This window comes from Mycolicibacterium hippocampi (assembly GCF_010723735.1).
GTDB lineage: Bacteria > Actinomycetota > Actinomycetes > Mycobacteriales > Mycobacteriaceae > Mycobacterium > Mycobacterium hippocampi.
Map to the genome: position 1 here is coordinate 200,012 of NZ_BLLB01000002.1, position 24,124 is coordinate 224,135.

The window sequence follows — 24,124 nt, forward strand, 5'->3', positions numbered from 1 at the left end:
GCCGATCCGCCGACGGCTCTACGGGTTCGGCAACAACGCATCTGCTGATTCGCCGAGCCCTGACGGTGACCCCGTCGCCGCGTCCCACAGCTCGGCCGCCAGCCAGGCGATCGCCACGGCGCCGGGATCGGGCGATCCGAGGACCCGGTCACCCACATACGCGGCGCGGCCTCGACGAGCGGTCATGTCCCGAGTGCGCTCCGCGGCAGCTATCGCCGACCTGAGCGCCGCTTCGTCGAGCACCTCCTGGTCCCGCGAGGCGGTGTCGTCCATGATGCCCGCGAGAGTGTCGACGAGTGTGCGATCACCGCGCTGCGCACCGCCGGCACGTTGCACAGCGGTGAGGGCATCGGAAAACCCGGCGAGCAACGCCGCGGGCAGGTCGGCGGCAGCAGCACCGTCGATACGTGCCGCCAGTGCGCCGAACACCAGACCCAGCAGCGGCCCGCTGGACCCTCCGACGTCATCGAGGTACGCCGACGCCAGATGTCCTGTGTCCGAGCCGAGGTCGCCGTCGGGCCCACTGCGGGCAACCGCCTTGGACACCCCCGCTGCGAGGTTGTCCCCGAAATCACCGTCACCCGCTACCTGGTCGAGCGCGTTGAACCGAGACCGGCGCTGTTCGACGCGCTCGGCCAGGCCCGCCAACCACGGCGACGGTGAGGTGCTCGTCTCCTGGTTCGCAGCCGGGGTGGACTGACCGGCGACGACAGAGAACGCACGCGGCGTCGGGAGAGCGGCAGTGTCGTGGTCGGCGAGCCAGTAGTCCAACCAGCTGGGGCCGGCCGCCACCAACGTGAGGCTGAGTCCCCGCATGTCCAGCGCGGTGCAGTAGGCACCGGCGACCATGCTCTGGATCTGGATCTCACGACCCGCCAGGGACTGACCGACCGCGTCGGCGACGTGCAGAAGCTCCAGGTGCCCGATACCGCCGAGTCCGTTAACCAGCACCACGACGCCGTCGGGCACCGCCATGTCTGCAACGAGCTCGTCGAGCATCCGGTCCACCAGCGTGGGTAGATCGGAGGCCGGAATCCGCTCGCGCGCAGGCTCGCCGTGGATGCCCACGCCGTATTCCAGCTCACCGTCCGGTACGTCGAACGCACGGTCGCCGGCGTCCGGGTTGCGGTGCGCCTCTGCAGCCACCGCGATGGTCCGGGATCCCGCGACCAGGGAACGCCCCAGAGCGGCGAGTTCCTCGAGACCCAGTCCCGCATCCGCGGCCGCGCCGAGAACCTTTTCGACCACCACCGTCGCCGCGGTGCCCCGCCTGCCCACGTCGCCGGCTTCCCGTGAACCCCAGTCCTCGTCGACGAGTACCTGCTCGACGGGGATGCCCTCAGACCGCAGTCGCTCTGCGGCGATCGAGAAGTTCAGCACATCACCCGTGTAGTTCTTCACGATCTGCAGAACACCTTCGGCGAGAGCGACCTTCGCGCAGGCCGCGTAGATCTGCCCGTTGAACGGCGACGTGAAGATCTCGCCGGGGCAGGCGGCGTCGAGGCCGCCCGTCCCGACGAAGCCGGCGTGCATCGGTTCGTGGCCCGCGCCGCCACCGCTGACCAGTGCGACACGCCGCTTCGGATCGGGCTCGGCGTTCCACACGTAGGCCGGATCGGCACAGAACCTTATGGACTCCCCGGCGATCATCGCCGCTCCCGCGAGTGCAGAACTCACCCGCGCCGATCTCTCGGCGATGAACAGCTTTGTCATTGTCGGCCTTCCACGAGATTCGGTTGCGTCACGCTCTTGGTCAGCCGCCGTTGCGCACACCTTCCTCGACCTTCTTGCCGAGATCGGGGTCGACGTTGCGCCAGTACTCGAACACCCGCGACAGCACCGGTTCCTTGACCCCGTCGGATACGTGTCCGATGATGTTGTGCGCCAACCGTTCCCGCGCTTCGTCGTCGAGGACCTCGCGAACCATGGTGCCGGCCTGGCCCCAGTCGTCGTCCTCGGCGCGTAGCGCGTAGGCAGTGCGGACCATGTCGCCGTCGGAAGTCCAGTGCACTTCCGAGGCCCGCTTGGCGTCGGCCTCCGGCCCGCCCATCGAGTTCGGCGTGTACACCGGATCAGGCGCATTGCGGATCCGCATCGCACCGTCCTTGCTGTAGGCGCGGACCTCGGTGTGCGGTTCGTTGACCGGGATCTGCTTGTAGTTCACCCCGAGCCGGGCGCGGTGGGCGTCGGCGTAGGAGAACCCGCGGGCCAGCAGCATCTTGTCCGGACTCAACCCGGTGCCCGGGACGATGTTGTTGGGTTCGAACGCGGCCTGCTCGATCTGGGCGTGGTAGTCGACGACGTTGCGGTTCAGCGTCATCTTGCCGACCTCGTGCAGCGGGTAGTCGCTGTGCGGCCACACCTTGGTCAGGTCGAAGGGGTTGAACCGGTAGGTCTTGGCGTCCTCGAACGGCATGATCTGCACGTGCAGGGTCCAACTCGGGAAGTTGCCCTCCTCGATCGAGTCGTACAGATCGCGCTGGTGGTAATCGGCGTCCTCGCCGGCCAGCCGATCCGCGTCTTCCTGGGTCAGGAAGTCGATGCCCTGGTCGGTCTTGAAGTGGTACTTGACCCAGAACATCTCCCCGGCGTCGTTGAGCCAGCTGTAGGTGTGGCTGGAGTAGCCGTTCATGTGGCGCCACGTCTTCGGGATGCCACGGTCACCCATCAGCCACGTGACCTGGTGCGCCGATTCCGGCGACAGCGTCCAGAAGTCCCACTGCATGTTGTGGTCGCGTAGGTTGTTCGCCGCCATCCGCTTCTGGCTGCGGATGAAGTTCTGGAACTTCATCGGGTCGCGGACGAAGAACACCGGCGTGTTGTTGCCGACCATGTCGAAGTTGCCGTCGCTGGTGTAGAACTTCAGCGAGAAGCCGCGAGGGTCACGCCAGGTGTCTGGACTGCCGCGCTCACCGGCAACGGTGGAGAACCGCGCGACCATCTCGGTCTTGACGCCGGGCTGCAGGAACGCGGCCTTCGTGTAGGCGCTGACGTCCTGGGTCACCTCGAACTGGCCGAACGCGCCACCGCCCTTGGCGTGGGGTTGACGCTCCGGAATACGTTCCCGGTTGAAGTTGGCCATCTGCTCGATCAGGTAGTGGTCCTGGAGCAGGATCGGGCCGTCCGGGCCGACTGTCAACGAATGCTCGACGCTGGGGATGGGCGCACCGGCATCGTTGGTCGTGTACTTGTCAGTCATATGCATTTTCTCCTCGGGGACGCGGCGGCGTCCGGGCTGAGCCGCCGTCCTCTGGCCGGTGTACCCGAAAGCCCCGCGATCCATCCGAGGAGTTCTGCTCAGGGTCGGGCGGGGCCAGGAGTGTCGTCCGAGCCGCCCGGCGACCGCGGCATCTGGGTCATCGGGCCGCCGGGACCGAACGGTCCTGCAGAGCCGGGGCCACGTTCGAACTGGCCGTTCGGTCCCATCGGGGACATCGGCATCGCCGGCCGGACCATCATGTGATGGCCCCGGTCGTGGCCGCGGGACCCTTCGCCGACCTCTTTGCCGACAAAAAAGCCGGTGCCGAAGATGACCGCGACGATGATCACCGATCCGGCCACGACGCCGACCCACGCGGCAGCCTTGTTGAGCCGATTGGATTCCTGTGCGTAGACCGGTTGCGGCGGCACCGGGGGTGGCGGCCCGTCCGTCTGCGACGGGGTCAGCACCGGACCGGTGGCGGGCTCGGGGTTCTCGGGGGGTGGCGTCGGATTGCTCATGCATCGATGGTGCGCCGCGATGCCCGGTACCAGTTAGGTGCCAGCTGTGAATCCGCTATGAGGCTGCAGGTGGCCCGGGGGCCCCGACTAGGGCTTGACCGGGTTCACCGCGAACTGGATGACCCGGTACGGGGTGCCGCCGCGTGGGGTGGTGTTCCACTGGCTGACAAAAACCCGCACCGCATCCAGCGTCGACCCCGGGGAGATGTAGCCGCCGTACGGCTGCGCCAGCCGGTTGACCTCCGGCGGCGGTAGAACCTCGGCCGGGTCGGGCCATTCCGCGGCGAACACCACCGTCGTCACGGGTGCGGCGCCCAGCCCCGTCGGAGCGTTGGCCACCCGCATCTCCATGTTCCCGGTGCTGGCGTTGAAGTACGAGAGCACGGTTCTGCCGTCGATCTGGCGCACGCTCATCTCGCCCACCGCATCCCGCCACAGCGGCGTCGGCTCGAACCCCCAGCCCAGGGCATCCGACCATCCCTGCCACGAGGCGCGGTCGGTGAAGGACTGCGGCGTGACCCGGTAGAGCACCACCGGACCGCTGCGGTCGAAGTTGTTGGCCACGATGTAGACCCAGCCGCGCTCGGAGTCGGGGGTGGGGATCGGGTCGTAATAGCCGCTGATCTGGGACTGGCGCCCGTCCGCGTGCTCGGCGTCGCGAATCGATCCCGGGATGGTGGCCCACTCTCCCTGCCCCGCAACAGCTTTCACCAGCTTCGAACTCTGCGGTCGGAGGTTCTCGGTGGTGGTGACCAGCAGGTAGTTCTCCCGGTTGATCTCGACGACTCCCGCAGGCAACTGCGAGGCCCCCGGCGGTGTCGGGTCGGCCAGCAACGGGCGTTCGATTCCGGTCACCCCGTCGTAGCGCACCCCACCCGGGTCGTCGAGGGAATCGTCTTTCACGTGCAGGGCGATCGGTGAGAACCAACCGCCGAAGCCCACGCCCTGGCCGCGGAAGCTGTCGCCGCACACCTGCAGGATCTGCTCCGGGAACTGCATGAATTCGCACAGGTCGGTCGCGCCGATGCCGTACTCCCCTGTCGGCGTGCCCGTACCCGCCGCCGGACCGATGCGGGTGACCTGTCCAGGTAGCAACGGAGGCAGCTCAATGGGCGTCGCGCTCGCCGCCGGAACTGTATTCCACGCGAGAAAAGCCGCCAAAAGCCCTGCTGGAATACCGTTCCGGCGCAATGGAGTTACAGCTGGGCCGCGAGCAACTCTGCGATTTGGATGGTGTTCAGCGCCGCGCCCTTGCGCAGGTTGTCACCCGAGACGAACAGCGCAAGCCCGCGGCCGTCCGCCACACCGGGATCCTGCCGGATCCGGCCGACCAGGGACTCGTCCGCTCCGGCGGCGGCCAGCGGCGTCGGCACGTCCACCAGCGTCACCCCCGGCGCTGCGGCCAGGATCTCGGTGGCCCGCTCCACCGACAACGGTTCGGAGAACTCGGCGTTGATCGACAGCGAGTGCCCAGTGAAGACCGGCACCCGCACACAGGTTCCGGAAACGGCCAGCTCCGGGATGCCGAGGATCTTGCGACTCTCGTTGCGCAATTTCTGATCCTCGTCCGTCTCGCCGGACCCGTCGTCGACCAGTGCACCGGCCAGCGGCACGACGTTGAACGCGATCGGCGCGACGTACTTGTTCGGCGCCGGGAAATCCACCGCGCCGCCGTCGTGCACGAGTTCCTCGGCGCCGTCGATGACCGCCCGCGCCTGGCCGGCAAGTTCTTCAACGCCGGCCAGGCCGCTGCCCGACACCGCCTGATAGCTGGACACGATCAGCCGTACCAGTCCGGCCTCGGAGTGCAGCGGCATCAGGACCGGCATCGCCGCCATGGTGGTGCAGTTCGGGTTGGCGATGATGCCCTTGGGGCGGTTGTGGGCATCGCGCGCAAAGTTGACCTCGGAGACCACCAGCGGGACATCGGGATCCTTGCGCCACGCCGAGGAGTTGTCGACCACCACCGCACCCGCGGCGGCGAACCGCGGCGCCTGCACCCGCGACATCGTCGCACCGGCGGAGAACAGCGCGATGTCCAAGCCCGAAGGATCAGCGGTCTCGGAGTCCTCGACCTCGATCTCCTGGCCGCGGAACTCCAGCTTCTTTCCCGCCGAACGCGCCGACGCGAAGAACCTCACCTCGGTGGCCGGGAAGTCGCGCTCGACCAACAGCTTCCGCATCACCTGACCGACCTGGCCGGTGGCTCCGACTACTCCGATGCTCACCATCTCAGCGCCCCGTCCCCGCGTACACGACCGCTTCCTCGTCACCGCCGAGACCGAATGCCTCGTGCAGCGCGGCGACGGCCCGGTCGAGTTCGGTGTCCTTGATCAGCACCGAGATCCGGATCTCGGAGGTGGAGATCAGGTCGATGTTGATGCCCGCCTCGGCGAGCGCCTCACAGAAGGTCGCCGTCACGCCGGGGTGCGACCGCATGCCCGCGCCGATCAGCGAGACCTTGCCGATGTGGTCGTCGTAGAGCACCCGGGTGAACCCGATCTCGTTCTGCAGCGAGACCAGCTTCTCGACGGCGCCGGGCCCGCTCTCCCGCGAGCACGTGAACGTGATGTCGGTCTTGCCGTCCTCGACCTTCGAGATGTTCTGCAGCACCATGTCGATGTTCACGTCGGTGTCGGCGACCGCGCGGAACACCTGGGCGGCGTAGCCCGGCACGTCGGGCAGCCCGACGACCGTCACTTTGGCTTCGCCGCGGTCGTGCGCGACTCCGGTCAGGATGGCGTCTTCCATGGGGATGTCCTCCATCGATCCTTTGACGAGCGTGCCGGGCCTGTCGGTATACGACGACCGCACGTGGATGGGCAGGTTGTATCGGCGGGCGTACTCCACGCAGCGCAGCATCAGCACCTTGGCGCCCGCGGCGGCCATCTCCAGCATCTCCTCGAAGGAGACGGTGTCCAGGCGCCGGGCATCGGGGACGATGCGCGGGTCGGCGGTGAAGATCCCGTCGACGTCGGTGTAGATCTCGCACACGTCGGCGTTCAGCGCCGCCGCCACGGCCACCGCGGTGGTGTCCGACCCGCCGCGACCCAGCGTGGTGACGTCCTTGGTGTCCTGGCTCACGCCCTGGAACCCGGCGACCAGCACGATCTGGCCGTCGTCGAGTGCCTGCCGCAGCCGGCCCGGGGTGACGTCGATGATCTTGGCGTTGCCGTGGGTCCCGGTGGTGATCACTCCGGCCTGCGAGCCGGTGAACGAGCGGGCCTGCGCACCGAGCGACTCGATCGCCATCGCCACAAGCGCGTTGGAGATCCGCTCACCGGCTGTCAGCAGCATGTCGAGCTCGCGGGCCGGCGGCGCCGGGCACACCTGTTTGGCGAGGTCGAGGAGTTCGTCGGTGCTGTCGCCCATCGCCGAGACGACCACGACGACGTCGTTGCCCGCCTTCTTGGTCTCGACGATGCGCTCGGCCACACGGCGGATGCGCTCGGCGTCGGACACCGAGGATCCGCCGTACTTCTGTACGACGAGCGCCACTACTCAAACCTTTCAACAAGCGTTGCGAAAACCGTTTCGACCCACTTCGGGGAACCAGGGGATCCCGTAAAGGATAAAGGTTGCGCGCATCCGGTTTATCCCGCCGGTAGCGTCGCGAGCGTGCCCGACGCCCCTTCGGACCGGTCTGCCGACACCTCGGTCCCGGTCCATCCGCCCATCGCGGCGCGGTGGAGTCCGCGCGCGTTCGACCCTGACGACGAGCTGTCCGACGGCGATCTGAGAGCGCTGCTGGAGGCGGCCCGCTGGGCTCCCACCTGGGGCGGACGTCAGCCCGTGCGGTTCGTCGTCGGACGTCGCGGCGACGAGGTGTTCACCACCGTCGCGGGGTTCCTCAGGCGCGGGAACAGCTACGCCAAGGTCGCCGCAGCGTTGATCCTGCTGTGCGCAGACGAAGGCGAGGATTCCAAGACCGCCCGGTACTCCGCGGTCGACGCCGGGGCCGCGATGGCCAACCTGTCGATCGAGGCGGTTGCGCGGGGATTGATCGTGCATCCCATGGCCGGCTTCTACCCGGAGCAGGCGATCGACGCGTTCGGGCTGCCCGACGGGCTCACGCCACTGGTGGTTATCGCGGTCGGCAGGCTGGGCGACTACTCCGAGGTGGACCCGGAGATCGCCGAACGCGACCGGCGGCCGCGCGAACGTCTCCCGCTGAACGAGGTCGTCCTCAACTGGTAAGTGGTAACTTACCGTTAGTGGACACTTACCAAGCCCCGGGGGATCCGTGGCACGCGCTTGCCGACGGCACCCGGCGCGCCATCGTCGAGCGGCTCGCACAGGCCCCCTGCGCGGTCGGTGAGCTGGCCCGCGATCTGCCCGTCAGCCGGCCCGCGGTGTCCCAGCACCTCAAGGTGCTCAAATGTGCGGGCCTGGTCACCGACCGCGCGACCGGGACACGGCGCGTCTACCAACTGGACCCCGGCGGCATCGCGGCGCTGCGCGCCGACCTCGACCGCTACTGGGCACAGGCGCTCGCCGGCTTCAAGCAGGCAGTCGAGGACTCAGCAGACCACCCCGAGGAGGCCTTGTGACCGAGAGCATTCGGCACCAGATCGTCGTCGACGCGCCCGTCGAGCGGGCGTTCACGGTGTTCACCGCGCGGTTCGGGGACTTCAAGCCACGCGAACACAACCTGCTCGCCGTCCCCATCGTCGAGACGGTTTTCGAGCCGGAGGTGGGCGGGCGCATCTACGACGTCGGCAGCGACGGCAGCCGCTGCGAATGGTCTCGGATCCTGGTCTTCGAGCCGCCGTCGCGGGTGGTGTTCAGCTGGGACATCGGTCCGTCCTGGCAGGTCGAACCCGATCCGGCCAGGACGAGCGAAGTGGAAGTGCGGTTCATCGCCGAGTCCGCGACCCGCACCCGCGTCGAACTCGAGCACCGCCACCTCGACCGACACGGGCCGGGCTGGCAGTCGGTGGCCGACGGGGTGGCCGGCGACGGCGGATGGCCGCTGTACCTGCGGCGGTACGAAGAGCTGCTGGCCGGCCGATGAGCGCCGCGCTGATGGACATGGCCCGTGCCGAGCGCCGCGAGCTCGCCGAGTTCCTGCAGACCCTGAGTCCGCAACAGTGGGAAGCGGCCAGCCTGTGCGCCGGCTGGAGTGTCCGGCACGTGGTCGCGCACATGATCAGCTACGAAGACCTCGGTGCGAGGGGTCTACTGATGCGGTTCGCGAAGGGCCGGATCCTTCACGCCAACCAGGTCGGTGTCGACGAATACGCCGCACTCACGCCGCAGCAGCTCGTCGCCTTCCTGGAAGACCACCTGCACCCGCGCGGCTTGACGGCCGGCTTCGGCGGGATGATCGCGCTGGTCGACGCGACCATCCACCACCAGGACATCCGCCGCCCCCTGGCCTTGCCGCGCTGGATCCCGCCCGATCGGCTGCGCCGGGTGCTCGGGTTCATGCCGGCCAACCCGAGACTGGGGGTGCCGTGGCGGATCAGAGGACTGCGGTTGTGCGCCGACGACGTGGACTGGGCACACGGCCGAGGACCCGAGGTCGTGGGGACGGGTGAGGCTCTGCTGATGGCGATGGCGGGACGGCCCGCCGTGCTGGGCGAGCTGACCGGCGCCGGGCACGCCATCCTCGCCACCCGGCTCTGACTACTGCGCGGCCAGGAACCTGAACGGTTCGGCCGGTTCGAACTGCCCGCTGGCGTCACCGGCGTAGATGGTCTTCTCCCCCTCGCCCAGGCTCAACCGCAGCGTCGGCGCTCCCTCGGAGAAGTCGAGGTTCTTCAGCTCCACCCAGAAAGTGTTGGGTGAGAGCGCGGACTCGAAGAAGTAGCGCAGCGACGCGTGGTCGACGACCGTGCGCCACCGGGTCGAGGAGATGTTGGGCTGGTCGGGCGTCGTGATCCCGAACGGCACCGACACGTTGCGCATCACACTGAACACCGCGGCCGCCGCCAGCAGCGGGTCGGCCGTCTTGGGCACGGCGTTGACGTAGAACGACGCCCGCACGAACCGGTCGGCGGCCCGGTTGGTGCCGGGCAGCATCACGGTGCCGCCGATCTCGTCCCAGTACTCGGTGATCGCGAGTTGCTTGTCGAAGATCGGTGAATTCGTCATCACCTGGTACTGGCGGCCGTGGTGGATCACCTGCTCGCCGTCGATGTACTCGATGATGGCGCTGTCGCCACCGGCATCCGACAGCGCCAGGTGCACGGTGGCCAGGCGCTCCTGGCCGGGCACCTCCGCGGTCACCACCCGCAGCGGTGTGGCGTTGAGCGCCGTGACGGCCTCGCCCACCGTGGCGAAGTTGTCGAGCAGGTACTGCGCCCACAGGGCCAGCGACACCGCGGGCCGGTCGCCGGTGTTGGTAGGGTACTGCGATTCCGCCAGCCACAGCAGGTTGGTGACCAGACCCGCCTCGTTGACGCCGTCGGTCGTGGAGATGTCGTAGCCGCTGGCCACCACGCTGCCGTACTTCGACGTCCACTCCGCCGAGTCCGGGCCGGCCTCGCCGGTCCGCTGCACGCCCCGTGGGAACGCCCACAGGTTCGTGCCGATCTCGACGCTCCAGTCCATGGAGCGGCCGGTGACGACCCGATCGCCTGTCCCGAGGTAGACCACGCGTGTACACACGCGTTGCACCGTATCCGCCCCGGTGGTTACCGCCCCGAAACGACGCGCGACCGCGCCCGTAACACCGACGACTGACTGTCTGTGCAGAGACCGGACAGGCGGGGCCGCCCGCGCTGCGCGCTGTTTCACTCCGTGATACTTTGATTCCCGATAAGAGACAGAGGTGATTCCCGTGAACCCCGCGACGCCCGATCTGGCCACCATGGCCGAGAAGTCCGGAACGAAGTTCATCCTGGCGCTGTTCGTGGACCTGCGCGGGAAACCCTGCGCCAAGCTGGTCCCGGTCGAGGCCGTCGAGATGCTGTCCACCGAGGGCGTCGGCTTCGCCGGTTATGCGGTCGGCGCGATGGGCCAGGAGCCCAAGGACCCCGACCTGATGGCCATCCCCGACCCGGCGTCGTTCACGCCGATCCCGTTCATCAAGGACGGCCTCGCGATCGTGCACTGTGACCCGCATGTCAACGGCCAACCGTGGCCGTACGCGCCGCGGGTCATCCTGCGCTCGCTGGTCGAACAGTGCGCCGACGCCGGGTTCGAACCGTGGGTCGGCGCGGAGGTCGAGTACTTCCTGCTGCGTCGCGGCGACGACGGCGCCGTGTCGGTCGCCGACTCGGCCGACACCGCCGCCCAACCGTGTTACGACGCGCGCGGGGTGACCCGGATGTACGACCACCTCACCGCGGTGTCGACCGCGATGAACCAGCTCGGCTGGTCCAACTACGCCAACGACCACGAGGACGGCAACGGCCAGTTCGAGCAGAACTTCAAGTTCGCCGAGGCGCTGACCACCGCCGACCGCGTGGTCACGTTGCGCTATCTGTTGTCGATGATCGCCGCCGAGCGTGGGATGGTCGCCACCTTCATGCCGAAGCCGTTCACCGACAAGACCGGCAGCGGGCTGCACCTGCACCTGTCGCTGACCAGCGGGGGTTCCCCGGTCTTCCCGGTCGGGTCGGGCGAGCCGGACGACCGTGGCCTCGGGCTGTCCGACACCGCCTACGGGTTCATCGGCGGCATCCTCGAACACGCCTGCGCGCTGCAGGCGGTCATCGCCCCGACCGTCAACTCCTACAAGCGGACCGGCGCCACCTCCACCGCGTCCGGGGCGTCGTGGGCGCCGCGGCTGCCCACCTACGGGGGCAACGACCGGACGCACTACATCCGGGTCCCCGACGGCGACCGGGTCGAACTGCGCGGCGGCGATGGTGCCGCCAACCCGTACCTGGCCATCGCGGCCGCCCTCGGCGCCGGGATGGACGGCATCAAGCGCAGCACCGATCCGGGTGCGGTCGGCGGCGGTGTCAGCACCAGGGCGCTGCCGCCCACGCTGCTGCACGCCGTGGAGGACTTCGAAGGCGACGCGGTGGTGACCGGGGTGCTCGACGCCGCCGGGGAGGGTGTCTCCGGCTACTTCGCCACCGTCAAGCGCGAAGAGTTCTTCGCCTACCACAGCGCCGTCAGCCCATGGGAGATCGACAACTACCTGACGGCATTCTGAGCCGGGAACGAAGGGAACGACACGAATGTGCGGGATCGTGGGTTTGCACCTGCGCACCCCTGAGCTCTACCCCCAGCTCGGGGAGCTGCTCACCGGGATGCTGTGCGAGATGGGGGACCGCGGCAGCGACTCCGCCGGGGTCGCCGTCTACGGAGATCCGACCTGGTCGCCACCCGGCGAGGGATGCGTCTCGATGGTCGACACCGGCACCGGTGACACCGAGGACATCGCCCGGGTGCGGTCCTCGGTCGGCGCCGCTCTCGGCAGCGACGTCGACGGTGTCGCGGTGCAGAGCAGCTACCTGCTGTCCGCCGACACCGACTCCGGGGCGCTGCTCGCCGCGGTCCGGTCGGCCTACCCGCGGGCGCTGATCGCCGGGTTCGGTTCGGACATGGCCGTTCTCAAGGGCGTGGGACATCCGCGGACGCTCACCGAGGGGTGGGGACTGGAGAAGGCGCAGGGCTGGCAAGGGGTCGGCCACACCCGGATGGCCACCGAGTCGGCCGTGACCCCGTCGGGCTGCCACCCCTACGCGGTCGGACCCGGGCAATGCCTGGTGCACAACGGCTCCTTCGCCAACCACGCCACGATCCGTCGCGAACTCCGCTCGACAGGAGTGCATTTCGACAGCGAGAACGACACCGAGGTGGGCGCCCGGTTCATCGCCGAACAACTCGCCGCGGGCCGTGACATCGAGACGGCGCTGAAAACCCTGTGCGCCACCTTTGACGGCTTCTACACGTTGCTGGTCTCCAACCGCGACTCGTTCGCCGTGGTGCGCGATGCCATCGCCTGCAAACCGGCGGTCATCGCCGAAACCGACGACTGGGTGGCGATGGGCAGCGAATACCGCGCCCTGGCAGCACTTCCCGGCGTCGGCAGAGCCCGGATCTGGGAACCCGAACCAGAGGTCGTCTACGCATGGAGCAGGTGATCGGCATCACGGCCTTCGACCTGGGCGTCACCGGACTGCGCGACGTCAACGCGGCACTGCATGCACCCGACCTGGCCGGGGAGTTCGTCATCGGGAACCCGGCAGGGGCACACAACGTCGCCGTCGGCCTGGACGCGCCGATCAAGGTGACGATCGACGGACACGTCGGCTACTACGCGGCCGGGATGAACAAGCGTGCCGAGGTGATCGTCAACGGCAACGCCGGCACCGGAGTCGCCGAGAACATGATGAGCGGCTCGGTGTGGGTGAAAGGCAACGCCTCGCAGTCGGCAGGCGCGACCGCACACGGCGGGTTGCTCGTCATCGAGGGCAGTGCCGCTGCGCGGTGCGGGATCTCGATGAAGGGCGTCGACATCGTCGTCGGCGGCGATGTCGGCCACATGAGCGCATTCATGGCACAGGCCGGACGCCTGGTGATCCGAGGTGACGCGGGCGAGGCACTGGGTGACTCGATCTACGAGGCACGGCTCTACGTCCGCGGTGACGTCGCCTCCCTCGGCGCCGACTGCGTGCCCAAGCCGATGCGCCCCGAGCACCACCGCGAGCTCGAACAACTCTTGAAGGCAGCAGGTTTCGACGACGACGACACAGCCGCCTACACCCGCTACGGGTCGGCGCGGTCGTTGTATCACTTCCACGTCGACAACGCCGCCGCGTACTAGGACGGATCCGATGACCTACACCAGCGACGACCGCGCCCGCCTCGGCCTGCGCGAGTCCGCGACGTTTGACCGGGCCACGATCGCGGCGATCCAGCGGGCGGCCGAGACCGGCATCTACGACATCCGCGGCTGGGGCGCCAAGAGGCCCCTTCCTCATTTCGACGACCTGTTGTTCCTCGGCGCCTCCATGTCCCGTTACCCGCTCGAGGGCTACCGCGAACGGTGCGCCACCGACGTCGTTCTCGGCGACCGCTTCGCCAAAAGTCCGCTGCACCTGGATATCCCGGTCACCATCGCCGGGATGAGCTTCGGCGCGCTGTCCGGGCCCGCCAAGGAGGCGCTCGGCCGCGGAGCCAGCGAGGTCGGCACCTCTACCACGACGGGCGACGGCGGGATGACCCCCGAGGAACGAGGCCAGAGCAAGCACCTCGTCTACCAGTACCTGCCGTCGCGCTACGGGATGAACCCCGACGACCTGCGCAAGGCCGACGCCATCGAGATCGTCCTCGGCCAGGGCGCCAAGCCCGGAGGTGGCGGGATGTTGCTGGGCCAGAAGATCTCCGAACGGGTTGCGGGCATGCGCACTCTGCCGCAGGGCATCGATCAGCGGTCGGCGTGCCGACACCCGGACTGGACCGGACCCGACGACCTGACCATCAAGATCAACGAACTGCGGGAGATCACCGACTGGTGCAAGCCGGTCTACGTCAAGGTCGGCGCCACCCGCACGTACTACGACGTCAAGCTCGCGGTGCACGCCGGCGCAGACGTGGTGGTGGTCGACGGGATGCAGGGCGGCACGGCGGCGACCCAGGACGTCTTCATCGAGCACGTCGGAATCCCGACGCTCGCGGCGATCCCGCAGGCCGTGCAGGCGCTGCAGGAACTGGGTGTTCACAGAAGAGTCCAACTCATCGTCTCCGGTGGCATCCGCAACGGCGCCGACGTCGCCAAGGCGCTCGCCCTGGGCGCCGATGCCGTCGCCATCGGCACCGCGGCGCTGATCGCCCTCGGTGACAACCACCCCCGCTACGCCGCCGAGTACCAGAAGATCGGCAGCGCAGCGGGCTTCTACGACGACTACCAGGACGGCAACGACCCCGCGGGGATCAGCACGCAGGATCCCGAACTCTCGGCCCGGTTCGACCCGGTCGCCGGGGGCCACCGGCTGGCGAACTACCTGCGGGTGCTGACGATGGAGGCCCAGACCATCGCCAGGGCGTGCGGCAAGTCGCACGTGTGCCACCTCGAGCCCGACGACCTCGTCGCGGTCAGCATCGAGGCTGCGGCGATGGCCCGGGTTCCGCTTGCCGGCACCGACTGGATACCGGGCACATGAACAGCACCGCGGACGTGGTCATCGTCGGCGGCGGCATCGAAGGCGCCGCCGCGGCGTGGGCTCTCGGCGCCCGCGGCGTCACCGATGTTGTTGTCGCCGAACGCAACACGGTCGGGGCCGGGATGACCGGCAAGTCCAGCGGCATCGTGCGGTGTCACTACGGCGTCAGCTCGCTGGCCGCGATGGCCGCCGACGGGCTCGAGGTGTTCGAGCGGCCCGCGGACTTCCTGGGAGAGCACGCCACCGACATCGGGTTCCGCCAGACCGGCTACGTCGTCGGGGTCGGTGAGCCCAACGTCGACTCGCTGCGCAAGAGCCTGGCGGCGCAGCGCTCCGTCGGGGTTCAGACCGAGGAGATCGACCACGCCGAGGTGGCGCGGCTGTGGCCGTTCGCGGACCTGACCCCGTTCGCCGCGTTCGGCTGGGAGCCGCGCGGCGGTTACGGCGACGGCTACCAGACCGCGCAGGCGTTCGCGGCGTCGGCGCGCGCTGCCGGGGTCCGGATCCACCAGGGCTGCGCGGTCACCGGCCTGCTCGTCGACGGTGACCGGGTCACCGGCGTGCAGTTGGCCGACGGTTCGTCGATCTGCGCGGGCACCGTCGTCGTCGCCACCGGGGTCTGGACGCGGCCGCTGCTCGAGCGGTACGACATCGACGTTCCGATTCGGGTGATCCGCGAGCAGATCGTGATGATCGACCCCGGCGTGACGACGGGTCCGGTACCGGTCTTCTCCGACCTGGTGTCACTGCAGTACGTCCGCGCCGAGGTCGGCGGCGACATCCTGTTCGGCAACAGCGACCTGCCCGGATACGACGCGATCGTGCCGGCCGATCCCGACGGCTACCTCAACCGCGCCACCGACGAGTTCGTCGACGTCACCGTCGACAAGGTCGGCACCCGGTTTCCCGGCTTCGCCGACGCGGCCATCTCCAGCAGCTACGCCGGGTGCTACGACGTCACACCGGACTGGAACCCGATCATCTCCAAGGCCCCGCTGGACGGGTTGGTGATCGCCGCCGGGTTCAGCGGCCACGGCTTCAAGATCGCGCCGGCCGTCGGCAGGCTCGTCGCCGACATCGTGGTCGACGGTCACAGCAGCGATCCGCGCATCCCGGATTCGGACTTCCGGTTCGGGCGTTTCGCCGAAGGTGAGCCGCTCAAGACCCCCTTCCCCTACGTCGGGGCGGGACAGATGCGCTAGACAGGACACTTGTGGCCCCGCCTGACTCTCACGCCGACGATCACGTGCCGCTGCTCCGCAACAAATCCGGCACCGCCCGCGACCGGGATCCGGCCGAACCGGTCGAAGAACTCGAGATCGAGGCCGCGATCGGGCACAACGTGCGCCAACTGCGCCTGCAGCAGGGGCTCACGGTCGCCGAGACTGCCGCTCGCATCGGCATCTCCAAGGCGATGATGAGCAAGATCGAGAACGCCCAGACCTCCTGCAGTCTGTCCACACTGGCGCTGCTGGCCAAAGGCTTCGACGTGCCCGTGACCAGCCTGTTCCGCGGTGCCGACATGGAGCGGCCCGCCGCGTTCGTCAAGGCCGGCACCGGGGCTGCGATCGTGCGCAACGGCACCAAGGAGGGCCACGAGTACCAGCTGCTGGGCTCGCTGCGCGGCGAGCACAAACGCCTGGAGTGCCTGCACGTCACGCTGTCGGAGAAGAGCCGGACCTACCCGCTGTTCCAGCACCCCGGCACCGAGTTCATCTACATGCTCGAGGGCGTCATGGACTACAGCCACAGCCGTTCGGTGTACCGGCTGCACCCGGGTGACTCGTTGCAGATCGACGGTGAGGGCGCCCACGGGCCGATCGACCTGGTGTCGCTGCCGATCCGGTTCCTGTCGGTCATCGCGTTCCCCGACTCCCAGGTCTGACGGGTTTTGGCATCCACGCTCACCGGAGTAGAGTGGCTCGCGTGCAGCGGGTGCTCCTTCTCGGACGCCGCGACGGGGTCTGATCCAGACTGGCTTCCCGTCGCGGGTGTTTGGCGACGCGCCGGTCTGAAATCCCTCGACACCCTCCGGAGCACAGATCATGACCACCTTCTCGTCCGCCAGCTTCAACTCCGCCGACGCCTATTCCTCGGTTCGCACCATCAGCACCCCCGAGGGTGCGCCCCACCCCGGCCAGCCCGCCTGGAACACCCAGCGCGGATCGTCGATGCCGGTCAGCCGCTACCGCAGCTTCGACGAGGAAGTGGAGGCCATCCGGCTGCCGGACCGCACCTGGCCCGACAAGGTGATCAGCACCGCACCGATGTGGTGTGCGGTGGACCTGCGCGACGGCAACCAGGCGCTGATCGACCCGATGAGCCCGGCCCGCAAGCGGCGGATGTTCGACCTGCTGGTGCGGATGGGATACAAGGAGATCGAGGTCGGCTTCCCATCGGCCAGCCAGACCGACTTCGACTTCGTCCGCGAGATCATCACCGAGGGCGCGATCCCCGACGACGTCACCATCCAGGTGCTGACCCAGTGCCGCCCGGAGCTGATCGAGCGCACCTTCCAGGCGTGTGAGGGTGCACCGCGGGCCATCGTGCACTTCTACAACTCGACGTCGATCCTGCAGCGCCGCGTGGTGTTCCGCGCCGACCGTGACGCCGTCAAGAAGATCGCCACCGACGGCGCCCGGCTGTGCGTCGAGGAAGCCTCGAAGTACCCGGACACCAAGTGGCGCTTCGAGTACTCCCCGGAGTCCTACACCGGTACCGAGCTGGAGTACGCCGTCGAGGTCTGCAATGCCGTCGCTGACATCGTCAAGCCGACCCCGGACGTACCGCTGATCGTCAACCTGCCCGCCACCGTGGAGATGGCCACCCCCAACGTCTACGCCGACTCGATCGAGTGGATGAGCCGCAACCTGGCGCGACGCGACTCCATAATCTTGAGCCTGCACCCGCACAACGACCGCGGAACCGCGGTCGCCGCAGCAGAACTGGGCTATGCAGCCGGCGCCGACCGGATCGAGGGCTGCCTGTTCGGCAACGGCGAGCGCACCGGCAATGTCTGCCTGGTGACGCTGGGCCTGAACCTGTTCTCCCGCGGCGTCGACCCGCAGATCGACTTCTCCAATATCGACGAGATCCGTCGCACCGTCGAGTACTGCAACCAGCTGCCGGTGGCCGAGCGCCATCCCTACGGCGGCGACCTGGTCTACACCGCGTTCTCCGGAAGCCACCAGGACGCCATCAACAAGGGCCTGGACGCGATGAAGGTCTCGGCCGACGAGCAGGACTCCGATGTCGACGACATCTTGTGGCAGGTCCCCTACCTGCCCATCGACCCCAAGGACGTCGGCCGCACCTACGAGGCCGTCATCCGGGTGAACTCGCAGTCCGGCAAGGGCGGCGTCGCCTACATCATGAAGGCCGACCACGGCCTGGCCCTGCCGCGGCGGTTGCAGATCGAGTTCTCTCAGGCCATTCAGCAGATCACGGACGGCGAGGGCGGCGAGGTGTCGCCCAAGGAGATGTGGGACGCGTTCTACGACGAGTACCTGGCGCCGATCACTCCGCTGGAGCGGATGCGCCAGAAGGTCGACGCCGCGGAGGTCGACGGGGGCACCGACACCATCACCGCGATCGTCAAGATCGACGGCACCGAGCGCGAGATCGTGGGTGCCGGCAACGGTCCGCTGGCAGCGTTCTGTGATGCGTTGGGGGCGGTCGGCTACGACGTCAACGTGCTGGACTACTCCGAGCACGCGATGTCGGCGGGCGAGGAGGCGAAGGCCGCGGCCTACGTCGAGGCCTCGATCGACGGAAAAACCGTGTGGGGCGTCGGCATCGCAACCTCCATCACCACCGCGTCACTGCGGGCTGTCGTCTCGGCCGTGAACCGCGCCGCGCGTGGTTAACTGACGTTCGCGCAAGAAATGCGCGAACCTCGGTTAAGGAGCAGCCGTCGTGTGGGATTCATTTTGGGATTATCTGTGGTCCGCGGTCGTCATCTTCGCGTTCATCGCGTACCTGATGATCCTGTTCAACATCTTGGCCGACCTGTTCTGGCGTGATCACAAGACCTCGGGGCTGGTGAAGGCGATCTGGGTGATCTTCCTGATCGCGATCCCTTATCTGACGGCGCTGGTGTATCTGATCGCGCGCGGCAAGGGCATGTCCGAACGCGCCCGCGAGCAGGCTCTGCAGGCCAAGGCGCAGACCGACGACTACATCAAGCAGGCGGCCGGACGTTCCCCCGCGCAGGAGATCGCCGACGCCAAGGTGCTGCTGGAGGCGGGGACGATCACCCCGGCGGAGTTCGACGCGTTGAAGGCCAGAGCGCTGGCCTGACCGGCGCTCAGAACAGCGCGAGCTGGTCCTCGGCGGCGGAGGTGTCGACGAACTCGTCGATGGCGGTGCCGCCGATCACCGACTCCAGGGACGCCATGAAGTCGGCGCCGGAGACCACCGGCACCCCGAGCTCGCTGGCCTGGTAGCCCTTGCCCTGTTCGGTGGAGATGTGGTCACAGACCACCAGCGACGTGTGCGGGTCCACCGCGTCGGTGTAGGCAAGCCCGGCGTGCAGGATGCGCTCGATGAGTTCCTCGTGGGTGTGGCTCACCTCGGCCGCCAGCGCCACCCTCATCCCCTGCACCAGAGGACGCCCGGCCACGAACCGTCCGGGGTTGGCGTACGGGCACGGCATCCGAGCCGCCAGCACCTTCAGCGGGCGCAACTGGTCGTGCGTGACCCGGCCGTTCGGCCAGGTCCGGCAGGTCACCGAGCGCACCGGCAGCCATGCGTTGCGTTCCCGGGCCCGGGCCAGCACGGGCTTGAGGATCTGGGCGAGCACCATCGCGTCGTCGAGCGCGTCGTGGGGCTTCATCTGGGTGATGCCCCAGTGACCGGCGAGCGTCTCCAGCCTCAGGTTCTCGGTGCCCAGGTCGAGGCGACGGGCCAGCTCGACGGTGCACATCACGGTCTCGACCGGCAGGGTGGCTTCGACCAGCTCGGCCTCGGCGGCGAGGAACCCGTAGTCGAAGCCGACGTTGTGGGCCACCAGAGTGCGCCCCCGCAGCAGCTCGAGGAGATCGTCGACGATGTCACCGAACGTGGGCTGGCCGTCGAGCATCTCCGCGGTCAGCCCGTGGACGTGTGTGGGACCGGGGTCGACCCCGGGGTCCAGCAGGCTGTAAAGGCTCTTCTCGACGTTGCCGTCATCGCTGAGCGCCAGCGCCGCGACGCTCACGATCCGCGACTGCCCGGGATGGAACCCCGACGTCTCGACGTCGACGACGGCCCATCCGGCACCGGGCGCCTCAGCTGGCCTGCCCCAGACACTTCCGCCGGATGAGCTCACCTCACGAGAATGGCACGCACCGCCGACAAGCCCCGCTCCACACGCCGCGTGTCGGTGGCAGCGGTTCGGTCTCTTTTAGACTGCCGGGATGGTCACCGGACGTGGACGGGTCGCACTCGCCGCAGGGGCGGGCGCGCGGTGGGCGTCGCGGGTCACCGGCCGGGGGGCCGGCGCGATGATCGGTGGTCTGGTCGCGATGACGCTGGACCGCTCGATCCTCGGCCAGCTGGCCCGCGACCGTCGCACCGTCGTCGTGACGGGTACCAACGGCAAGTCGACGACCACCCGGATGACGGCCGCCGCGCTGGCCACGCTCGGCCCGGTAGCGACCAACGCCGAGGGCGCCAACATGGACGCCGGGCTGGTTGCGGCGCTGGCCGCGGCGCCAGACGCGACCCTGGCCGCCCTCGAGGTCGACGAGATGCACGTCCCGCACGTATGCGACGCCACCGAGCCGGCAGTGGTGGTCTTGCTGAACCTGTCGCGCGACCAGCTCGATCGCGTCGGTGAGATCAACCACATCGAGCGAACCTTGCGCAGCGGGCTCGCCCGCCACCCCTCTGCGGTGGTCGTGGCCAACTGCGACGACGTGCTGATGACGTCGGCGGCCTACGACAGCGCCAACGTCGTGTGGGTGGCCGCAGGCGGCGGCTGGGCCGGGGACTCGGTGAGCTGCCCGCGCTCGGGCGAGATCATCGTCCGGGAACAAACCCACTGGTACTCGACAGGCATGGATTTCAAGCGACCGGACCCGGATTGGTGGTTCGACGACACCCACATCCACGGGCCCGACGGCCTGTCGCTGCCGATGACCCTGGCACTGCCAGGGGCCGTCAACCGTGGCAACGCGACGCAGGCGGTGGCTGCGGCGGTGACCCTGGGCGCCGATCCCGCGGCCGCGGTGGCGGCGGTGTCGCTGGTCGACGAAGTGGCGGGCCGGTACCGGACCGTGCAACTCGGCGACCACACCGCGCGGGTGCTGCTGGCGAAGAACCCGGCCGGCTGGCAGGAGGCGCTGTCGATGGTGGACCGCGATGCCGCGGGAGTGGTGATCGCGGTCAACGGCCAGGTGCCCGACGGCGAGGATCTGTCCTGGCTGTGGGACGTCCGCTTCGAACACTTCGAGACGGTGCAGGTGGTCGCCGCAGGTGAGCGCGGCACAGACCTCGCGGTGCGTCTCGGCTACGCGGGCGTCGAGCACACGCTGGTGCACGACACCGTGCGCGCGATCGGCTCGTGCCCGCCCGGTCACGTCGAGGTCATCGCCAATTACACCGCTTTCCTGCAACTGAACCGGGTCCTGGAGCGGGCGAGATGAGCGAGTCGGCGGTGCGGATCGGGCTGGTGCTGCCTGATGTGATGGGCACCTACGGCGACGGCGGGAACTCGGTGGTGCTTCGACAGCGGTTGCGGCTGCGCGGAATCCACGCCGAGATCGTGCCCATCACGCTCGACGACCCGGTGCCCGCCGAACTGGACCTCTACACCCTCGGCGGCGCCGAGGATTTCGCGCAGCGGCTGGCGACCAAGCATCTGATCCGATTCCCCGGTCTGCAACAGGCGATTTCGCGGGGCGCGCCGGTTCTGGCGATCTGTGCGGCGATCCAGGTCTTGGGCCACTGGTACGAGACGTCGGCCGGGGAACGTGTCGACGGGGTGGGCGTGCTGGACCTGACGACGTCGCCACAGCCGGAACGCACCATCGGTGAGGTCGCGGCGAATCCGTTGATCGACGGGCTGACCCAGCCGTTGACCGGATTCGAAAACCACCGCGGCGGAACAGTACTGGGCACCGACGCGCGCCCGTTGGCGGCCGTGACCAAGGGAGCAGGCAACCGGGCCGGTGACGGATTCGACGGCGCGGTCCAGGGCAGCGTCATCGCCACCTACCTGCACGGCTGCTGCCTGGCCCGCAACCCGGAGCTCGCCGACCACCTGCTCACCGAAGTGGTCGGTCCGCTGGCGCCGCTCGAGCTGCCCGAAGTCACGCTGCTGCGCCGGGAGCGCCTCGCCGCGCCGCGGCGGGTGTGAACACGCAGCCCCGGCTGCGCAGCGCCGCCTCCACCCGGGCCAGCCACTGCTCGGGTCTGTCCTCGGCGATCACGCGGATCACGATCCAGCCCATCTCCTCGAGCATCCTCAGTCGTGCGATGTCCTTGACGTATTGGCGCCTGTCCTTCCGGTGGTGATCCCCGTCGTATTCCACGGCGACGCCGTACCGCTGCCACCCCATGTCCAGAAACGCGACCGGCCGGGAACCCACGACGACGGGTATCTGGGTCTCGGGCCGGGGAAAACCGTGGTCATGCAACCGGAGTCGCATCGCGCTTTCCCGCGGCGAGGCGGCGCCACCGTCGACCAGCGGCAAAAGTTCCCGTAGCTGCGTCACGGCGCGAGCGCGGGGGTGCCGATCGGCCAGCCGCGCGACGTCATCGACGTCGAAGCGCTGGTTCCACATCAGCGCGTCCAGGCGCGCGAGTGCGCAACCGCGGTCCAGGTGGCGGCCGAGATCAAACGCCGTGCGCAGTCGAGTGGTGACCGGTAACCCGCCGATCCGCGTGACCTCGTCGTCGCAGATGAGTTCGGCACGCGGGATCAGGCCTTCCTGAGGGAGGCTCTTCACTCCGGCCACCTCGACAGGTTCAGCAGGATCCACCCAGGGCGCTCCGTGCAGCGCGGACGCCGCCACCCCGGCGATCACGCCTTTGCGGCCCGTCGCCAACCACGCACCTATCGCCCGATCCCGCAGCGTGATCTCGGCGCCCTTGCCGATGAAGACGCCGCGGAACAACGTTGTGAAATCGCGCCGGAGTTCGTGCCGGGTGACCACACCCGCCCTCACCGCCTCACCGCCGAGAATGACCCTGCCCATGGCCATATGGTGTCACCGGCCACCGACAATTCTCGAGATCCGAGTTTTGTCACGAAAGTGCGAGAAGACTGCTGCAAAACTCGGATCTCGGCGTGGCGGGAACCGGCGAGCCGCGAGTCAGGCCATCGCGGCGAGCCGCGAATCAAGCCATCGCGGCGAGCCGCGAATCAAGCCATCGCGCGGCGGCCGACCAGCGCGCGGCCCAGCGTCAACTCGTCGGCGAACTCCAGGTCACCGCCCATCGGCAGGCCCGAGGCGATGCGCGTCACGGTGAGGCCGGGGATGTCGCGCAGCATCCGCACCAGATAGGTGGCCGTGGCCTCACCTTCGGTGTTGGGGTCGGTCGCGATGATCACCTCGGAGACGTCCACGCCGTCGACCCGCTCACCGATCCGGTTGAGCAGCTCGCGGATGCGCAGCTGGTCCGGACCGATGCCCGACAGCGGATCGAGCGCACCCCCGAGGACGTGGTAGCGCCCGCGGAACTCCCTGGTGCGCTCGACCGCTTGCACATCCTTGGGTTCTTCGACGACACACACCAGCGAGGCGTCGCGCCGCGAGTCGCTGCAGATCCGGCAGCGGTCCTCGTCGCTGACATTGCCGCACACCGCGCAGAACTTCACGCCGTCGCGCACCTTGCCCAGCACCGCGGTGAGGCGGTCGATGTCGGTCGGCTCCACCGACAGCAGATGGAACGCGATGCGCTGTGCACTCTTCGGCCCGATACCGGGCAGTTTGCCCAGCTCGTCGATCAGATCCTGGACCGGGCCCTCGAACAAGTCAGAGCCCCGGCAACCCGAGGCCGCCCATCCCGCCCGCCAACGGACCCAACCGGTCGTGCGCCAGGATGGTGACCTGCTTGGCGGCGTCGGAGATGGCGCCGACGATCAGGTCCTGCAGCGTCTCGACATCGGAGGGATCCACCACCTTCGGGTCGATCGAGACCGTCGTCACCTCGCCGCTGCCCCGCATGGTGACCTGCACCAGCCCGCCGCCGGCCTGGCCGTGCACCTCGGCGTTGGCCAGAGCTTCCTGGGCTTCCATCAGCTGCTGCTGGACCTGCTGCGCCTGCGCGAGCAGTGCTGACATATCGGGTTGGTCCCCAGGCTGCATGGCTGATCCCTCTTGCGTGTTGGTATGCGGACAGATGTCATATCG

At 68.5% G+C, this 24,124-nt stretch carries 25 protein-coding genes; 14 read left to right on the top strand and 11 right to left on the bottom strand.

Annotation, left to right across the window (positions count from 1 at the left end; translation table 11 throughout):
- Nucleotides 1-18: 18 nt before the first annotated feature.
- From G6N53_RS01865 to G6N53_RS01890, 6 genes are all read right to left on the bottom strand, one after another.
- Nucleotides 19-1,713, bottom strand: coding sequence for a dihydroxyacetone kinase subunit DhaK (locus tag G6N53_RS01865; RefSeq protein WP_163886627.1), 1,695 nt, complete (start codon nucleotides 1,711-1,713; stop codon nucleotides 19-21).
- A 40-nt stretch (nucleotides 1,714-1,753) separates the two neighbouring features.
- Nucleotides 1,754-3,199 (bottom strand): catalase, encoded by a 1,446-nt coding sequence (locus G6N53_RS01870; protein WP_163886628.1) that lies wholly within the window; start codon nucleotides 3,197-3,199, stop codon nucleotides 1,754-1,756.
- Nucleotides 3,200-3,297: 98 nt separating this feature from the next.
- Entirely contained in the window at nucleotides 3,298-3,720 is a 423-nt protein-coding gene (locus G6N53_RS01875; RefSeq protein WP_163886629.1) for a hypothetical protein, read from the bottom strand.
- 87 nt (nucleotides 3,721-3,807) lie between these two features.
- Nucleotides 3,808-4,911 carry a DUF4185 domain-containing protein gene (locus G6N53_RS01880; protein WP_163886630.1) on the bottom strand — a complete coding sequence of 368 codons (1,104 nt, stop codon included), beginning with the start codon at nucleotides 4,909-4,911 and terminating at the stop codon, nucleotides 3,808-3,810.
- A gap of 5 nt (nucleotides 4,912-4,916) precedes the next feature.
- A complete protein-coding gene (locus G6N53_RS01885) occupies nucleotides 4,917-5,951 on the bottom strand; it encodes an aspartate-semialdehyde dehydrogenase (RefSeq protein WP_163886631.1) in 1,035 nt (344 codons plus the stop codon).
- Between the two features lies 1 nt (nucleotide 5,952).
- Complete coding sequence (locus G6N53_RS01890) at nucleotides 5,953-7,218, bottom strand: aspartate kinase (RefSeq protein WP_163886632.1); 1,266 nt, start codon at nucleotides 7,216-7,218, stop codon at nucleotides 5,953-5,955.
- Between the two features lie 120 nt (nucleotides 7,219-7,338).
- On the opposite strand from G6N53_RS01890, the gene G6N53_RS01895 reads away from it, so the two are divergent.
- The 4 genes from G6N53_RS01895 to G6N53_RS01910 are packed head-to-tail and all read left to right on the top strand — an operon-like array spanning nucleotide 7,339 to nucleotide 9,348.
- Nucleotides 7,339-7,917 (top strand): nitroreductase family protein, encoded by a 579-nt coding sequence (locus G6N53_RS01895; RefSeq protein ID WP_163886633.1) that lies wholly within the window; start codon nucleotides 7,339-7,341, stop codon nucleotides 7,915-7,917.
- A gap of 17 nt (nucleotides 7,918-7,934) precedes the next feature.
- Complete coding sequence (locus G6N53_RS01900) at nucleotides 7,935-8,270, top strand: ArsR/SmtB family transcription factor (protein WP_163886634.1); 336 nt, start codon at nucleotides 7,935-7,937, stop codon at nucleotides 8,268-8,270.
- Nucleotides 8,267-8,734, top strand: a complete 468-nt coding sequence (locus tag G6N53_RS01905; RefSeq protein WP_163886635.1) for an SRPBCC family protein — start codon at nucleotides 8,267-8,269, stop codon at nucleotides 8,732-8,734. Before G6N53_RS01900 ends, G6N53_RS01905 begins: the two co-directional genes overlap by 4 nt.
- A complete protein-coding gene (locus G6N53_RS01910) occupies nucleotides 8,731-9,348 on the top strand; it encodes a maleylpyruvate isomerase family mycothiol-dependent enzyme (protein WP_163886636.1) in 618 nt (205 codons plus the stop codon). Before G6N53_RS01905 ends, G6N53_RS01910 begins: the two co-directional genes overlap by 4 nt.
- On the opposite strand, the gene G6N53_RS01915 is transcribed toward G6N53_RS01910, so the two are convergent.
- Nucleotides 9,349-10,332 (bottom strand): bile salt hydrolase, encoded by a 984-nt coding sequence (locus tag G6N53_RS01915; protein WP_163886637.1) that lies wholly within the window; start codon nucleotides 10,330-10,332, stop codon nucleotides 9,349-9,351. It abuts the gene before it with no gap.
- 202 nt (nucleotides 10,333-10,534) lie between these two features.
- On the opposite strand from G6N53_RS01915, the gene glnT reads away from it, so the two are divergent.
- The 8 genes from glnT to G6N53_RS01955 all read left to right on the top strand — a co-directional run bounded on the left by glnT (nucleotide 10,535) and on the right by G6N53_RS01955 (nucleotide 19,085).
- On the top strand, nucleotides 10,535-11,830 hold the full coding sequence (gene glnT, locus G6N53_RS01920) for a type III glutamate--ammonia ligase (protein ID WP_163895317.1): 1,296 nt from the start codon (nucleotides 10,535-10,537) through the stop codon (nucleotides 11,828-11,830).
- 25 nt (nucleotides 11,831-11,855) lie between these two features.
- Nucleotides 11,856-12,764, top strand: coding sequence for a class II glutamine amidotransferase domain-containing protein (locus tag G6N53_RS01925; protein ID WP_163886638.1), 909 nt, complete (start codon nucleotides 11,856-11,858; stop codon nucleotides 12,762-12,764).
- Nucleotides 12,752-13,447 (top strand): GltB/FmdC/FwdC-like GXGXG domain-containing protein, encoded by a 696-nt coding sequence (locus tag G6N53_RS01930; RefSeq protein WP_163886639.1) that lies wholly within the window; start codon nucleotides 12,752-12,754, stop codon nucleotides 13,445-13,447. Before G6N53_RS01925 ends, G6N53_RS01930 begins: the two co-directional genes overlap by 13 nt.
- A gap of 10 nt (nucleotides 13,448-13,457) precedes the next feature.
- Nucleotides 13,458-14,786, top strand: coding sequence for an FMN-binding glutamate synthase family protein (locus tag G6N53_RS01935; protein WP_163886640.1), 1,329 nt, complete (start codon nucleotides 13,458-13,460; stop codon nucleotides 14,784-14,786).
- Complete coding sequence (locus tag G6N53_RS01940; protein ID WP_163886641.1) at nucleotides 14,783-15,988, top strand: NAD(P)/FAD-dependent oxidoreductase; 1,206 nt, start codon at nucleotides 14,783-14,785, stop codon at nucleotides 15,986-15,988. Before G6N53_RS01935 ends, G6N53_RS01940 begins: the two co-directional genes overlap by 4 nt.
- A gap of 11 nt (nucleotides 15,989-15,999) precedes the next feature.
- Nucleotides 16,000-16,671 carry a helix-turn-helix domain-containing protein gene (locus G6N53_RS01945; RefSeq protein ID WP_163886643.1) on the top strand — a complete coding sequence of 224 codons (672 nt, stop codon included), beginning with the start codon at nucleotides 16,000-16,002 and terminating at the stop codon, nucleotides 16,669-16,671.
- Nucleotides 16,672-16,831: 160 nt separating this feature from the next.
- Nucleotides 16,832-18,652 (top strand): 2-isopropylmalate synthase, encoded by a 1,821-nt coding sequence (gene leuA / locus G6N53_RS01950; RefSeq protein ID WP_163886645.1) that lies wholly within the window; start codon nucleotides 16,832-16,834, stop codon nucleotides 18,650-18,652.
- Nucleotides 18,653-18,701: 49 nt separating this feature from the next.
- Nucleotides 18,702-19,085, top strand: coding sequence for a PLDc N-terminal domain-containing protein (locus G6N53_RS01955; protein ID WP_163886647.1), 384 nt, complete (start codon nucleotides 18,702-18,704; stop codon nucleotides 19,083-19,085).
- 7 nt (nucleotides 19,086-19,092) lie between these two features.
- Here G6N53_RS01955 and G6N53_RS01960 read toward each other — a convergent pair whose 3' ends face one another.
- Nucleotides 19,093-20,094: a DEDDh family exonuclease gene (locus tag G6N53_RS01960; protein ID WP_163886649.1), complete on the bottom strand. Its 1,002-nt coding sequence runs from the start codon at nucleotides 20,092-20,094 to the stop codon at nucleotides 19,093-19,095.
- 88 nt (nucleotides 20,095-20,182) lie between these two features.
- Between G6N53_RS01960 and G6N53_RS01965 the strand changes: the two genes are divergently transcribed.
- Both G6N53_RS01965 and G6N53_RS01970 read left to right on the top strand, forming a co-directional pair.
- Nucleotides 20,183-21,412, top strand: coding sequence for a Mur ligase family protein (locus G6N53_RS01965; RefSeq protein ID WP_163886651.1), 1,230 nt, complete (start codon nucleotides 20,183-20,185; stop codon nucleotides 21,410-21,412).
- Nucleotides 21,409-22,125 carry a type 1 glutamine amidotransferase gene (locus G6N53_RS01970; protein ID WP_163886653.1) on the top strand — a complete coding sequence of 239 codons (717 nt, stop codon included), beginning with the start codon at nucleotides 21,409-21,411 and terminating at the stop codon, nucleotides 22,123-22,125. Before G6N53_RS01965 ends, G6N53_RS01970 begins: the two co-directional genes overlap by 4 nt.
- Here G6N53_RS01970 and G6N53_RS01975 read toward each other — a convergent pair.
- The 3 genes from G6N53_RS01975 to G6N53_RS01985 all read right to left on the bottom strand — a co-directional run bounded on the left by G6N53_RS01975 (nucleotide 22,079) and on the right by G6N53_RS01985 (nucleotide 24,079).
- Nucleotides 22,079-22,966, bottom strand: coding sequence for a type IV toxin-antitoxin system AbiEi family antitoxin (locus tag G6N53_RS01975; RefSeq protein ID WP_163886655.1), 888 nt, complete (start codon nucleotides 22,964-22,966; stop codon nucleotides 22,079-22,081). The genes G6N53_RS01970 and G6N53_RS01975 overlap by 47 nt on opposite strands.
- Nucleotides 22,967-23,133: 167 nt before the next feature.
- Entirely contained in the window at nucleotides 23,134-23,745 is a 612-nt protein-coding gene (gene recR / locus G6N53_RS01980) for a recombination mediator RecR (protein ID WP_163886657.1), read from the bottom strand.
- Between the two features lies 1 nt (nucleotide 23,746).
- On the bottom strand, nucleotides 23,747-24,079 hold the full coding sequence (locus tag G6N53_RS01985; RefSeq protein WP_163886659.1) for a YbaB/EbfC family nucleoid-associated protein: 333 nt from the start codon (nucleotides 24,077-24,079) through the stop codon (nucleotides 23,747-23,749).
- Nucleotides 24,080-24,124: the final 45 nt, after the last annotated feature.

Bases quoted from the DNA above. Each gene is read 5' to 3' on its own strand.
- G6N53_RS01865 (WP_163886627.1), bottom strand. From the start codon at position 1,713: ATGACAAAGCTGTTCATCGCCGAGAGATCGGCGCGGGTGAGTTCTGCA.
- G6N53_RS01870 (WP_163886628.1), bottom strand. From the start codon at position 3,199: ATGACTGACAAGTACACGACCAACGATGCCGGTGCGCCCATCCCCAGC.
- G6N53_RS01875 (WP_163886629.1), bottom strand. From the start codon at position 3,720: ATGAGCAATCCGACGCCACCCCCCGAGAACCCCGAGCCCGCCACCGGT.
- G6N53_RS01885 (WP_163886631.1), bottom strand. From the start codon at position 5,951: ATGGTGAGCATCGGAGTAGTCGGAGCCACCGGCCAGGTCGGTCAGGTG.
- G6N53_RS01910 (WP_163886636.1), top strand. From the start codon at position 8,731: ATGAGCGCCGCGCTGATGGACATGGCCCGTGCCGAGCGCCGCGAGCTC.
- glnT (WP_163895317.1), top strand. From the start codon at position 10,535: ATGGCCGAGAAGTCCGGAACGAAGTTCATCCTGGCGCTGTTCGTGGAC.
- G6N53_RS01925 (WP_163886638.1), top strand. From the start codon at position 11,856: ATGTGCGGGATCGTGGGTTTGCACCTGCGCACCCCTGAGCTCTACCCC.
- G6N53_RS01930 (WP_163886639.1), top strand. From the start codon at position 12,752: ATGGAGCAGGTGATCGGCATCACGGCCTTCGACCTGGGCGTCACCGGA.
- G6N53_RS01935 (WP_163886640.1), top strand. From the start codon at position 13,458: ATGACCTACACCAGCGACGACCGCGCCCGCCTCGGCCTGCGCGAGTCC.
- G6N53_RS01940 (WP_163886641.1), top strand. From the start codon at position 14,783: ATGAACAGCACCGCGGACGTGGTCATCGTCGGCGGCGGCATCGAAGGC.
- leuA (WP_163886645.1), top strand. From the start codon at position 16,832: ATGACCACCTTCTCGTCCGCCAGCTTCAACTCCGCCGACGCCTATTCC.
- G6N53_RS01965 (WP_163886651.1), top strand. From the start codon at position 20,183: ATGGTCACCGGACGTGGACGGGTCGCACTCGCCGCAGGGGCGGGCGCG.
- G6N53_RS01970 (WP_163886653.1), top strand. From the start codon at position 21,409: ATGAGCGAGTCGGCGGTGCGGATCGGGCTGGTGCTGCCTGATGTGATG.
- G6N53_RS01975 (WP_163886655.1), bottom strand. From the start codon at position 22,966: ATGGGCAGGGTCATTCTCGGCGGTGAGGCGGTGAGGGCGGGTGTGGTC.
- G6N53_RS01985 (WP_163886659.1), bottom strand. From the start codon at position 24,079: ATGCAGCCTGGGGACCAACCCGATATGTCAGCACTGCTCGCGCAGGCG.